Genomic DNA, 11,926 nt, shown 5'->3' on the forward strand with positions numbered 1-11,926 from the left:
GCCGCCGCCGCGGGCGCCAGCGCCGCCGCGCGGCGCGCGGCATCGTCGCCCCGGCCCGCCGCCGCGGCGGTTTCGACCGCGTGCAGCGCGGCGGTCAGATCGGGCAGGTCGAAATTCCCCGCCGCGCCCTTCATGCGGTGGGCGAGGCGGCGCAGCGCCGCCGGGTCGCCGGCCTCGGCGGCGGCGGCGAGGGCGGCCAGATCGGCCTCCAGCGTGTCGAGGAACATCCGCCCCATCTCGGCCGCCCGGGCCGGTCCGAGATCGGCCGCGAGGTCCCGCAGCGGGTCGGGGAGCGGGCCGTCGGAAGCCACGGTGTCGGGGCCGGCCGCGGCCGGGGCGGCGCCGGCCCCGTCATCCTGACGCGCCGACAGGAAGACCGTCGGGCCCGCACCGCCGGTCGCGGCCCGCAACGCCGATCCCAACCGCTCGGGCGAGATCGGCTTGGCCACGAAGCAGGTCATGCCGGCCGCCAGGTGCTGGTCGATCTGGTCGGCATGGACATGCGCGGAAATGCCGATGACGGGAATGTCGCGCCACGCGGCGTCGCCCGCGGCGCGGATCCTGCGGGTCGCCTCGACGCCGCTGATCCCGGGCAGGCTGACATCCATCAGCACCACGTCGAACGGTTCCGCCGCGAGCCGGTCGAGCGCCGCCTCGCCGCTTTCGACCTGGGTGACGTGATGGCCCATGCGCTCGAGATAGGTCTGCGCCACCAGCCGGTTGATGCGGTGATCCTCGACCAGCAGCGCGCGCAGCGGCCGCGCCGCCGGCGGGGCCGTCCAGTCGGCCGGGGCCGGAGCGAGGTCGGCCGGATCGCCCCGCGCGAAGGCCACGGTCAGGGTGAAGACCGATCCGACCTGCGGCGTGCTCTCGACGCTCAGCCGGGCCCCGAGCGCCTTGGCGAAGCGGCGGCTGATGGCGAGGCCGAGGCCGGTGCCGCCGAAATGCCGGGCGGTCTCGGCATCTTCCTGTTCGAAGGCCGCGAAGATCCGCTGCTGCGCCGCGGGCGCGATGCCGCGTCCGGTATCGGCGACCTCGAAGGCCAGCAGCTCCTTGCCGTCGCGCGTCCCGGCGCGGCGCAGGCGCAGCACGATCTCGCCGCGGCGGGTGAATTTCAGCGCGTTCGACAGCAGGTTGAAGAGGATCTGGCGCAGCTTGGCCTCGTCGCCCAGCAGGCAATCGGGCACGTCCTCGGCGATGTCGAGCCAGAGCGACAGGCCCTTCTCCTCGGCCCCGGGCCGCAGCAGCGCGGTGATCGCGCCGAGCAGGTCGCGGGCCGAGAAGGTGACCGGCTCGGCTATGATCTCGGCCGACTGCACCTTCGAATAATCGAGGATGTCGTTGAGGATGGTCAGCAGGCTGTCGCCGGATTGCCGCGCCACGTCGAGCTGGGCGCGTTGCTCGCCGTCGAGCCGGTCGCGCCGGAGGCTGCGCAGCATCCCCAGCAGCCCGTTCATCGGGGTGCGGATCTCGTGGCTCATCATCGCCAGGAATTCCGACTTGGCGCGGTCGGCGGCCTCGGCCTTGGCGCGCGCCGCGGCATGGGCCTCGACCTCGCCGCGCAGCGCCTCGGTGCGCTCCTCGACCAGCGCCTGCAATTCGTTGCGGTGGCGGCGCAGCTCGTCCTCGTCGCGGCGCCGGGCGGCCTCGAGCTCGCGGTTGGCGAGCGCCTGGCGGCGGAAGATCTCCACCGCGCGCTCCATGCCGGCGATCTCGTCGCCGCCGCGCGGTGGCACCTGGCGGTCGAGCCTGCCCTCGGCGAGGTCGGCCATATGCGCCGAGAGCCGGTCGATGCGGCGCGAGATGTTGCCGCGGATGTAGACCCACAGGATCGCCAGCGACAGCATCAGCGCCAGGATGCCGGCCCAGGTGTCGCGCTGCTGCATGCGCTGCATCGCGGTCATCACCGCCGACATCGCGCTCGTGGCCTCGTCCCGGGCGCGCAGCGCCATCGTCTCGCCGGCCTGCCCGAGCCGTCCCGCCGCCGCCCGCAGCGCCACCTGCTCGGCGGCGATGCCGCGCTCCAGCTCCAGGATCGCCGCGGAACTGGCGAAGATGTCCTGCTGCAGCGGCCCGGGCGAGGTCAGGTCGCGGATCGTCGCCAGCAGGCTGCGGGCCTGCGCGGCGCGGCCGGGATCGGGGATCGCCGCCATCCGCCGCTCGATCACCGTCATGCGCTGCTGCAGGTCGCGCGCGAGTGCGCGCAGCCCAGCCGGCTCGGCGATCCCCGGCACCCGGTTCAGCCCGAGCCCGAGCTCGGCGGTCAGCGAGCGCAGCTCGAACATCAGGCCGAGCTGGAACAGGTCGACCTCGATCAGCTTGTCGAGGGTCTGCAGCCGCTCCTGGCTGCTGCGGTCGGAGCCGTCCAGTGCGTAGAGGCTGGAGATCACCGCCGAGGTGCCCATCCGCGCATTGGCGACCAGCGTGTCCGCCATGTCGAGCAGCGTGGTCGTGGCCTCGAGCGCGGTGCGCAGTCCGGCATCGCGGCGCTCGCGCAGGGCGATCCGGCGGCCGACCTGCCGGTCGAGCACGATGAGGCTCTCGCGCACGCCGCGCACCGCCTGCGACAATGCCCCGGCCCCGGCGCCGCCGGCGGCCAGATGCGTCTCCAGCCGGCGGTTCAGCGCATCGACCTGGGTGTCGAGATAGGCGGCGCGGTCGCGGCGCGCCGCCTCGCTGGTCACCGCGGCGAGGTCGGGCGCCATGACGACGATGCGCGCGGTCTCCTCGGCGAAGCGCTGCATCTCGACGAGATCGGGGATCGAGCGGTCGAAGACCTCGGACTGGCGCTGCGCCACGCCGCGCAGCTCGAACCAGCCGATAAGGCCGATCACGGCCGGGAGCCCGGCGATCGCAAGGAAGGCCAGCGACAGCCGCCGGCCGAGGCCGGCACCGCGGCGCCCCCCGGGTCCCGGCGCCAGGGTGGCGGTGCTGGCTTGCCTCGGATCGTCCATGGCGGCGATGGTAGGCGCAGAGGCCCCGGGGCGGATAGGGAAAAACATGCCGAGAACGTTGCGCGCGCTGTGCCGGGTCCTGACCCTGGCGGTGGCTTCGGGCCTGGGCCTGGCCGGCCCGGCCGCGGCGGAGGGCTGGCAGGTCGAGTATCGCGACCCGCCCTTCGACTTCGACCGCCCGGCATTGCGCGCGGAGTACCCGCCGCTGGCGCGCGCCGCCCGCCCCTGGCGCTTCTGCATCTCCTACCCGCATCTCAAGGATGCCTATTGGCTGTCGGTCAATTACGGCATGGCGGCCGAGGCCGCGCGGCTCGGCGTGCGGTTCCGGCTGGTCGAGGCCGGCGGCTATCCCAACCTCGCGCGGCAGATCGAGCAGATCGAGCAATGCCTGGACGAGGGCGCGGATGCGCTGATCGTCGGCGCCGTCTCCTATGACGGGCTGAGCGATCTTTTGGAGCGCGTCTCCCGCACCATGCCGGTGATCGCCAGCGTCAACGACGTGGCCGATCGCGGCGTCACCGCCAAGGTCGGGGTGTCCTGGCGCGACATGGGACATGCCGCCGGGCAGGTCATTGCCCGGGCCCATCCGGCGGGCTCCGCGCCGGTCCGCGTGGCCTGGTTCCCCGGCCCCGAGGGCGCCGGCTGGGTGCGCTTCGTCGATGCGGGATTCCGCGAAGCGCTGGCCGGCAGCGCCGCCGAGATCGTCGAGACCCTGCACGGCGATACCGGTCTCGACCAGCAGGTGCAGCTGGTCGAGACCGCGCTCGCCCGGCACGGCGATCTCGACTACATCGCCGGCAGTGCGCCGACCGCCGAGGCGGCGATCTCGGTGCTGCGCAGCCGCGGGCTCGACGGCCGGATCGGCATCGTCTCGGATTACATGACCCATGCGGTGATGCGCGGATTGCAGCGCGGCAAGGTCCTGGCGGCGCCCACCGACCACCCGGTGCTGCAGGGCCGCCTCTCGATCGAGATGGCGGTGCGCGCCGTCGAGGGAAGCCTCGAGCGGCGTCACGTCGGCCCGCCGATCACCCTGGTCTCGGCCGGGCCCGGCGCGGCCGCGGCGCTCGGGGCCGAGACCCTGGCGCCGGCGAGCTTCGCGGCGGTCTTCGACGGCGAGTGACCCGTCCGGATTCCGCGCCGGATGGCGTCCGGGCGGGAGCGGGGGAATCGGGCCCCGGCATGGCCGCGACGCGGCGCGAAACGGGGCCGGGGCCGGGCGCGGAGCGGGCCGACCGGGCCCCCGGAGGCGAACAGTCGCGGCCCGGTCCCGGGATTTGTTTCCTGATCGCAATACAGTAGCGCTCAAAGCTAGGGATTCCCCCAATAGGCGAGCGGCCCGAATCCTTGGAAAGGTTCTGTTAACGAAATCGCAGCCATGGGGATGAGAAAATGCTCGATTACAACGCCGACTGGATGGAAGCCACGCTCGAGGATCTGGTCGAGTTCGCCCGCGCCAACGGCCTTCCGACCTCGGCCCGGGCCATCGAGACCGCGTTGACCCGCGCGCGTCAGGAGATGTTCGCGCACGCCAATCTCGAGGACCGGCTCTTCGACACCCTGGAAAAGCGCATCGCCTGAGCGCGCTCCGGCGGCCCCGGGGGACGGGGGCGGCCGGCGCGGGGTCCGCGCGGGGGCGGTGGACCGCAGGCATCCGGAACGGCAGGGCGGTGGGGGCCCTGCCGTTTTTCTTTGTCGCAACGGGAAGGCGGCGCCCGGCGGCGGCCCCGCGCCGCTCAGCCGGCCCCGGCCGGCGGCACCGCGCCGCTCAGTTGGCCCCGGACGGCGGCACCGCGCCGCTCAGCCGGCCCCGGCCGGCGCGCCGGAAAGCCGCCGCCGTTCCTCCGCCAGCACCCGCGGGGTGTGCCGCGCCTCCGCCAGCGCCGCCTCGACGTCGCGCCCCGCCATCGCGGCCTCGGCGATCGCGGCCAGCGCGTAGGTCGGCACCGCGGTGATGCCGCGCAGCAGCTCGCGCAGCTGGTGGTGAATCTCCAGGTGCAGGCTCTGCGCGCCGAGCACCCCGGGACCGGGGCGCGGCCGGCCCTCGGACACCTCCCGGCAGGCCTCGGGATCGTCGGAGAGATAGGTCCGGCAGATCATCGGACGTGCCGCGTAGGCACGGCAAGTGCGGGTCGCCGGGTCGAGCGCTGGACAGGCCCGGGGATGCCAGAGCCGCCCGTCCGGCGCGCTGGCCTGCGGTGCCAGCGCGGCGTGCAGGGCACGCGCCTCGGCCTCGGTGATCACGGCGCCGTCGCGGCCGGCCAGGATGCAGCAGAAGGCGCAGCCGGCGCTGCAGGCGGCGCGCGCCGCCGGGCCCGCCGGATCGGCTGCCTGCGCCTCCAGCCGCAGCCCCGCCATCTGCAGCCCCGCCGCCCCCGAGCGCAGCTTGCGCAGCGCCTCCGCGACCGGCATGGCATGGCTCTCGGCGGTGTCGAGCCACAGCGCGATCAGCTGGCGCGCCGCGGCGCCGCCCGGGCCGCCGGACCGTGCCGCGGCAAGCCGCCGGCGCAGCGCGGCGAGGCTGGTCGGCGGACGCCCGCGGCTCATGGCAGGATCACCCGCACGCCCTCGAGCCCGGCCAGCCGCGCCACGTCCTCCTCGTAGGCCTGCGTCATGTCCTCGACCAGAGCGGCGTCCCAGCCGTCGGCGTCGAGCTCCTCCTCGACCAGGTCGGGGCGGGCGTATTTCGCCAGAAAGGCGCTCATGGCGCGGCGCTTCTGCGCCTCGGTCATGTCGCGATGCTCGGCGAGGAAGGCGCGGAAGCGCTGCATGCCCTCGGGGGCGATGATTTCCGACAGCCGGTCGAAGGCGCCGCGGATCTTGCGGTCGAGCGGCAGGCCGGCCAGCTCGCGCAGGACCTGCCCCCAGATCAGCGGCGTATCCTCGTCGCACCAGAGGGTGATCGGCAGGTCGGGATGGGCGCTGCGCAGCCGCGCCACGAGGTCGGACCAGCGGAAGGCCAGCGGGTCGGCCCCGGCCAGCAGCTCGGCGCAGGACGATGTCCGCGCCGCGGCCATCGCCGGCAGGAAGCTCGCCGGGTTGCGCAGCCCCATGAAGAGCGCGAAGTCGTCGCCGGCAAACAGCGCCCGGAGCGCCGCGATGCGGGCCTCGGCCTTGGGATAGGCGCGGCCCCCGGCGAAGGCGCCGGCAGGAAAGCCGAAGAAGTTCGGATTGCACAGGATCATCCGCCCGACCTGCGCGGGATCGTCGCTCAGGATGGTCTCGAGCAGGACCTCGCGCGCCTCCGGCGCCGGGGCATCGTGTTCCAGCGCGTGCACCGCGTCGCCCAGCAATCTGCGGTAGCGCCCCGGCCCGGGCACCGCGATCCCGGCGGCGCGCCAATCCGGGGCATTGCGGTTGAGCCCGCGCCAGATGCGATCCTCGTCGGTGAAATGCGCGCCGGTGTGAAGGATGACCTGCATCGGAGGCCTTTCGATTGCCGGCTCCAGCCAGTATAACCGCCGCCCGAACCAGTCAAATCGCTTTGCCGGAGCCGCAGGATGAGCGCCACCGCCACCGAGCCGCAGGGCCCCGCGCGCGCCCCGAGGATCAACCCCTGGTCCGCCGGGGCGCTGGCCATCGCGGCGCTGGTCCTGGCGCCGATCGTCTCGGTGCTGTGGCTGGCGCTGTTTCCCACCGACAACATCTGGCCGCACCTGATCACCACCACTCTGCCGCGCTATCTCGGCAACACCGCGGTGCTGATGGCGGGGACCGGGCTGCTCACCGCCTGCATCGGCACCGGCGCCGCCTGGCTGGTGTCGCGCTACGACTTTCCCGCCCGCCGGGCGCTGGAATGGCTGCTGCTGCTGCCGCTGGCGATCCCGGCCTATGTCGGCGCCTACGCGCTGGTCGATTTCCTCGAATATGCCGGCCCGGTGCAGACCTTCCTGCGCGGCGTCATGGGCTGGGAGAGCGCGCGCGATTACTGGTTTCCCGAGATCCGCTCGCGCGGGGCGGCGATCCTGGTGCTCTCGGCGGCGCTCTATCCCTATGTCTACCTGCTGACCCGGGCGGCCTTCCGCGAGCAGTCGGGCTCCGCCGAGGAGGTCGCGCAATCGCTCGGGGCGGGGGCCTTCGCGCGGTTCTGGCGCATCGGCCTGCCGCTGGCCCGCCCGGCCATCGCCGCCGGGGTCGCCATCGTGATGATGGAGGCGGTGAACGATTTCGGCACCGTGGATTACTTCGCCGTGCAGACCCTGACCACCGGCATCTTCTCGGTCTGGCTGCAATCGGGCAATGCCGGCGGCGCCGCGCAGATCGCCACGGTGATCCTGGTGCTGATCGTCTTCCTGGTGCTGATGGAGCGCGCCGGACGCCGCCGGATGCGCTTCTTCAACCTGTCGTCGCGGCACCGCCCGGCCGAGCGCCGGGCGCTAGCCGGCACCGCCGCCTGGACCGCGACGGCGCTCTGCGCGCTGCCCTTCGGCCTCGGCTTCGTGCTGCCGGCGGCGGTGATCCTCGACCACGCGCTGGCCAATGCCGGGGAATGGCGCGACCCGCAGCTGCTGCGCGCCGCCTGGCACACCCTGGCAACCGGCGGCATCGCCGCCGCGGTGACGGTGGCGGGCGGCGTCTTCATGGTCTACGGCGTGCGGCTCTCCGGCCGCCGCCTGCCGCGGCTGCTGATGCCGGTGACCTCGATCGGCTATGCCGCGCCCGGCGCGGTGCTGGCGGTGGGCATCCTGATCCCGCTGGCGGTGCTCGACCACGGCCTGGCGGATTTCGTCGAGGCCGCCACCGGCTGGGATATCGGCCTGGTGCTGACCGGCTCGGCCTTCGCGCTGATCCTGGCCTATTCGGTGCGTTTCTTCGCCATCGCCCAGGGCGCCGCCGATGCCGCGATGGGCCGCGTCTCGCCCAATCTCGCGCTGGCCGCGCGCTCGCTCGGGCGCAACCGCGCCCGGGTGCTGGGCGATGTCTACTTCCCGCTGATCCGCGCCAGCATCGCCTCGGCGCTGCTTTTGGTCTTCGTCGATTGCGTGAAGGAGCTGCCGGCGACGCTGCTGCTGCGCCCGTTCAACTACGAGACCCTGGCAACCCGCGTGCACGTCCAGGCCAGCCTGGAGAATCTCGGCGGCGCGGCGCCGGCGGCGATGCTGGTGATCCTGGTGAGCCTCGCCGCGGTGGGCCTGCTGGCGCGCGCCAACCGCTGAGCGCTCAGGCCGGGCCGGGCTGCCAGCGCGCCTCGAGCCGCTCCAGCGCGGCGATCCGCTCGGCGGTCTTGGGGTGGCTCATCAGCCAGGCCGGCATGGCACCGGCACGGTTGCGGGTCAGCGCGTCGAGCTTGGTAAAGAGCGATTTCTGCGGTCCGACGCCGATCCCGGCCTTGGTCAGCAGCGCCGCGGCATAGGCGTCGGCCTCGTATTCGTCGCCGCGCGACAGCCGCGCCGCCAGCAGCGAGGTCACGGCGTTGGCGATCATCACCCCGAGCCCCGGGAGCAGCCGCCCGAGCACCAGCGCCATCACCGTGCGCAGCGCGTTCTGGCCCGAGAAGTCGATCATCCGCCGCCGGGCATGGCCCAGCGCCACGTGTCCCAGCTCGTGCGCGATGACGCTGGCCAGCTCCTCGCCGGTGACCTCGCCCGACTGGTACTTGCGGTAGAAGCCGCGGGTGATGAAGATCCGCCCGTCCGGCGCGGCCAGCCCGTTGACCGGGTCGATCTCGTAGATGTGCACCCGGATCCGCGGCAGGTCGAGCGCCCCCGCCAGCCGGTCGGTCAGCGCCCGGAGCCGCGGATCGGCCAGCTCGGTGGAGCGCGCGTCGAGCTCCTTCGCCGTCCGCCAGGCGGAGAAGCGGTAGAGCACGAGCCCGTAGAGGATGGCGAGAAGGATCGGCGTGAGCTTCAGCATGCTCCGAATATGGGCCCCCCGGCGCCCGGCGCCAAGCACCCGAGCCCGGCTTCTTCTGAGCCCAAATATCCCGGGGAGCGCGAGGGGCCGGCCCCTCGCTCTCGCACCTCCCACAGGCGCGCCGCCCGATCCCCGCGCGACGCGCCGGACCGTCCCGCCCCGGGGCGCGGCGCCGCCGATCCGCGCCGCGCCGCGCCGCCCGCCTCAGGCGAGCTTCGCCTCCATGGTGATCTCCGCCGTGCCGCCGGCATAGAGCTTGGAGATCGGGCAGCCCGCCTTGGCGGCCTCGGCAGCCTCCGCGAATTTCGCCGCGTCGAGCCCCGGCACCTTAGCGGTGACGTCGAGATGCACGCGGGTCACCGAAAAGCCGTCGCCGTCCTTCTCGAGGCTGACCGTGGCCTTGGTGGCGATCTCCTCGGCCGTGGCGTCGTGATTGCCGAGGATCATCGACAGCGCCATCGAGAAGCAGGCGGCATGGGCCGCGCCCACCAGCTCCTCGGGGTTCGACCCGGGCTGGTCCTCGAAGCGCTGGTTGAAGCCGTAGGGCGTGTCCTTCAGGGCGCCCGATTCGGTCGAGACATGGCCCTTGCCGGACTTCAGGTCGCCCGACCATTTCGCCGATCCGTGTTTCTTGATCGCCATCTCCGCGCTCCTTCTGCTGGCTGTCGTCGATGCCCGGCAACCTAGCGCGGCGCGCCGCGGATCAACGCCCCGGCGGTCTCAGTAACCGCGCCAGATCCAGCCGCCGCCGAAGATGCGGCTGCCCTCGGGGGCGTAGAACACGCAGGCCTGCCCGGGCGACACGCCTTCCTCGGCGACCACCAGCTCGACCTCGGCCTCGGTCTCCGAGAGCGGCCGGATCACCGCCTCGCGCGGCGGGCGGGTGGAGCGCACCTTGACCGACAGGTCCCAGCTTTCGCGCGAGGTGAAGGGGGCGTCGCCCAGCCAGTTGATCTCGCGCACCGGCACCGTGCGGGTGGCCAGCATCTCCTTCGGGCCGACCACCACGCGGCGCGCCTCGACGTCGAGCCGGACGACGTAGAGCGGCTCGTCGAGCCCGCCGATGCCGAGCCCGCGGCGCTGGCCGATCGTGTAGTGGATGACGCCGCGATGGTCGCCCAGCACCCGGCCGTCGACATGCACGATCTCGCCCGGATCGGCGGCGCCGGGGCGCAGCTTCTCGATCACGCTGGCATAATCGCCGTTCGGCACGAAGCAGATGTCCTGGCTGTCGGGCTTGTCGGCCACCGGCAGCCCGTAGCGCGCGGCGAGCGCCCGGGTCTCTGCCTTGCTCTGCAGGTGTCCGAGCGGGAAGCGCAGGTAGTCGAGCTGGTCCTGGGTGGTCGAGAACAGGAAGTAGGACTGGTCGCGGGCGGCATCGGCGGCGCGGTGCAGCTCCGCCTTGGCGGCGCCGGCCTTGCGCTGGATGTAATGCCCGGTCGCCATGCAATCGGCGTCGAGATCGCGCGCGGTCTCCAGGAGATCCTTGAACTTCACCCGCTCGTTGCAGCGGATGCAGGGCACCGGGGTGGCGCCGGCGAGGTAGCTGTCGGCGAACTCGTCGATCACCGCGTCGCGGAAGATGTTCTCGTAATCCAGCACGTAATGCGGAAAGCCCATGGTCTCGGCCACCCGGCGGGCGTCGTGGATGTCGAGCCCGGCGCAGCAGGCGCCCTTCTTGGCCAGCGCCGCGCCGTGGTCGTAGAGCTGCAGCGTCACGCCGACCACGTCGTAGCCTTCCTCGGCCAGCATCGCGGCGACCACGGAGCTGTCGACGCCGCCGGACATCGCCACGACGACGCGGGTCTCGGAGGGCGGCTTCGCCAGGCCGAGCGAGTTCAGGGGCGTCGTGTCGAGGGGCATGCGGGTCTCCGTTTGATCCGTGGCGAATATAGGAAAATGCGGCACGTTCTCAAGGCGGGGGTTTCAGGCGTCATTAAGCCCGGCCCGCGAGTTTGGGGCGGGGGGCGCAGCTGGGATGCCAGGGCATGTATCTTCGCAAGATTGCCGGACCGCGCGCGGTGAGGTTGCCGGACGGGCGGGTGATGACCCGCGCCGACCTTCCGCCGGCCGATACCAGGCGCTGGGTCGCCTCGCGCAAGGCGGCGGTGGTGCAGGCGGTGGAACACGGCCTGCTGACGCCGACCCAGGCCATCGTCATGTACGCCCTGAGTGCCGAGGAATTGGGCGCCTGGCGCCGCGCTGCCGCCGCGCATGGCGAGGCTGGCCTGAAAAGCACGCTGCTGGGAAAGTTTCGACAACTTTAATTTGTCGCGCCGCACAATCGCGGTATTCTGCCGCCGAGTCCATTTTCCAAACTTATCGACAATACGACCCATTAACCATTTTGAAACAGAACGTTGATATTCCGAATTCGGATGATGAGGAGGTTACCCATGCGCGTGCTTCTGATCGAGGACGATCCCACCACGTCGCGAAGCATCGAACTGATGCTCACTCACTCCAATCTCAATGTATACGCGACCGATATGGGGGAGGAAGGGATCGACCTGGCGAAGCTCTACGACTAGGACCTGATCCTGCTCGACATCAACCTCCCCGACATCAGCGGCCACGAAGTCCTCAGAAAGTTGAGGAATTCCAGGATCTCGACGCCGATCCTCATCCTGTCCGGCGACGACGATACCCGCAGCAAGCTGAAGAGCTTCGGCTTCGGTGCCGATGATTACCTGACCAAGCCGTTTCACTCGGACGAACTCGTGGCCCGCATCCACGCCATCATCCGCCGCTCGAAAGGCCACGCGGAATCGATCATCCGCACCGGCAAGATCGCGGTGAATCTCGATTCCAAGACGGTGGAGGCGGTGGACGGTCCGGTGCACCTGACCGGCAAGGAATACCAGATGCTGGAACTGCTCAGCCTGCGCAAGGGCACGACCCTGACCAAGGAGATGTTTCTGAATCACCTTTACGGCGGAATGGACGAGCCGGAATTGAAGATCATCGACGTCTTCATCTGCAAGCTCCGCAAGAAGCTCGCCCAGGCCACCGGCGATCCGAGCTATATCGAGACCGTCTGGGGCCGCGGCTACGTGCTCCGCGACCCCGAGAGCGACAGCACCGAGGCGCGCAAGGCGGTCAGCGCCTGAGCGCCATTG

Annotated in this window: 10 protein-coding genes and 1 pseudogene; 5 read left to right on the forward strand and 6 right to left on the reverse strand. The window is 71.8% G+C overall.

The genetic code is table 11. The features are described from left to right. Positions 1 to 2,954, reverse strand: a 2,954-nt coding sequence (locus tag ACXYMW_RS18085; RefSeq protein ID WP_459036734.1) for an ATP-binding protein, incomplete at its 3' end; no start/stop codon positions are given. Between the two features lie 46 nt (positions 2,955 to 3,000). On the opposite strand from ACXYMW_RS18085, the gene torT reads away from it, so the two are divergent. After that, complete coding sequence (torT, locus tag ACXYMW_RS18090; protein ID WP_459036735.1) at positions 3,001 to 4,077, forward strand: TMAO reductase system periplasmic protein TorT; 1,077 nt, start codon at positions 3,001 to 3,003, stop codon at positions 4,075 to 4,077. Positions 4,078 to 4,346: 269 nt separating this feature from the next. Further along, entirely contained in the window at positions 4,347 to 4,535 is a 189-nt protein-coding gene (locus ACXYMW_RS18095) for a hypothetical protein (protein WP_459036736.1), read from the forward strand. A 219-nt stretch (positions 4,536 to 4,754) separates the two neighbouring features. On the opposite strand, the gene ACXYMW_RS18100 is transcribed toward ACXYMW_RS18095, so the two are convergent. Both ACXYMW_RS18100 and ACXYMW_RS18105 read right to left on the reverse strand, forming a co-directional pair. After that, positions 4,755 to 5,501, reverse strand: coding sequence for a YkgJ family cysteine cluster protein (locus ACXYMW_RS18100; RefSeq protein WP_459036737.1), 747 nt, complete (start codon positions 5,499 to 5,501; stop codon positions 4,755 to 4,757). Next, on the reverse strand, positions 5,498 to 6,376 hold the full coding sequence (locus ACXYMW_RS18105; RefSeq protein ID WP_459036738.1) for a hypothetical protein: 879 nt from the start codon (positions 6,374 to 6,376) through the stop codon (positions 5,498 to 5,500). Before ACXYMW_RS18105 ends, ACXYMW_RS18100 begins: the two co-directional genes overlap by 4 nt. 78 nt (positions 6,377 to 6,454) lie before the next feature. Between ACXYMW_RS18105 and ACXYMW_RS18110 the strand changes: the two genes are divergently transcribed. Further along, complete coding sequence (locus ACXYMW_RS18110) at positions 6,455 to 8,110, forward strand: ABC transporter permease (protein ID WP_459036739.1); 1,656 nt, start codon at positions 6,455 to 6,457, stop codon at positions 8,108 to 8,110. Positions 8,111 to 8,114: 4 nt separating this feature from the next. On the opposite strand, the gene ACXYMW_RS18115 is transcribed toward ACXYMW_RS18110, so the two are convergent. The 3 genes from ACXYMW_RS18115 to mnmA form a co-directional block, all read right to left on the reverse strand. Continuing rightward, the gene (locus ACXYMW_RS18115; protein WP_459036740.1) at positions 8,115 to 8,807 is read right to left on the reverse strand and encodes a M48 family metalloprotease; all 693 of its coding nucleotides are present in this window, start codon (positions 8,805 to 8,807) and stop codon (positions 8,115 to 8,117) included. A gap of 204 nt (positions 8,808 to 9,011) precedes the next feature. Beyond that, a complete protein-coding gene (locus ACXYMW_RS18120; RefSeq protein ID WP_459036758.1) occupies positions 9,012 to 9,443 on the reverse strand; it encodes an OsmC family protein in 432 nt (143 codons plus the stop codon). A gap of 84 nt (positions 9,444 to 9,527) precedes the next feature. After that, complete coding sequence (mnmA, locus tag ACXYMW_RS18125) at positions 9,528 to 10,670, reverse strand: tRNA 2-thiouridine(34) synthase MnmA (RefSeq protein WP_459036741.1); 1,143 nt, start codon at positions 10,668 to 10,670, stop codon at positions 9,528 to 9,530. Positions 10,671 to 10,795: 125 nt separating this feature from the next. Between mnmA and sciP the strand changes: the two genes are divergently transcribed. Then, on the forward strand, positions 10,796 to 11,074 hold the full coding sequence (gene sciP / locus ACXYMW_RS18130; protein ID WP_459036742.1) for a CtrA inhibitor SciP: 279 nt from the start codon (positions 10,796 to 10,798) through the stop codon (positions 11,072 to 11,074). Positions 11,075 to 11,203: 129 nt separating this feature from the next. Continuing rightward, positions 11,204 to 11,917 (forward strand): annotated as a pseudogene (ctrA, locus tag ACXYMW_RS18135) (response regulator transcription factor CtrA). Positions 11,918 to 11,926: the final 9 nt, after the last annotated feature.

The sequence above is a fragment of the Roseivivax sp. CAU 1761 genome (genome assembly GCF_054482755.1).

Coding starts and splice junctions, on each gene's coding strand:
- ACXYMW_RS18105 (WP_459036738.1), bottom strand. CDS start 6,376: ATGCAGGTCATCCTTCACACCGGCGCGCATTTCACCGACGAGGATCGC.
- mnmA (WP_459036741.1), bottom strand. CDS start 10,670: ATGCCCCTCGACACGACGCCCCTGAACTCGCTCGGCCTGGCGAAGCCG.
- ACXYMW_RS18110 (WP_459036739.1), top strand. CDS start 6,455: ATGAGCGCCACCGCCACCGAGCCGCAGGGCCCCGCGCGCGCCCCGAGG.
- ACXYMW_RS18095 (WP_459036736.1), top strand. CDS start 4,347: ATGCTCGATTACAACGCCGACTGGATGGAAGCCACGCTCGAGGATCTG.
- ACXYMW_RS18100 (WP_459036737.1), bottom strand. CDS start 5,501: ATGAGCCGCGGGCGTCCGCCGACCAGCCTCGCCGCGCTGCGCCGGCGG.
- ACXYMW_RS18115 (WP_459036740.1), bottom strand. CDS start 8,807: ATGCTGAAGCTCACGCCGATCCTTCTCGCCATCCTCTACGGGCTCGTG.
- sciP (WP_459036742.1), top strand. CDS start 10,796: ATGTATCTTCGCAAGATTGCCGGACCGCGCGCGGTGAGGTTGCCGGAC.
- torT (WP_459036735.1), top strand. CDS start 3,001: ATGCCGAGAACGTTGCGCGCGCTGTGCCGGGTCCTGACCCTGGCGGTG.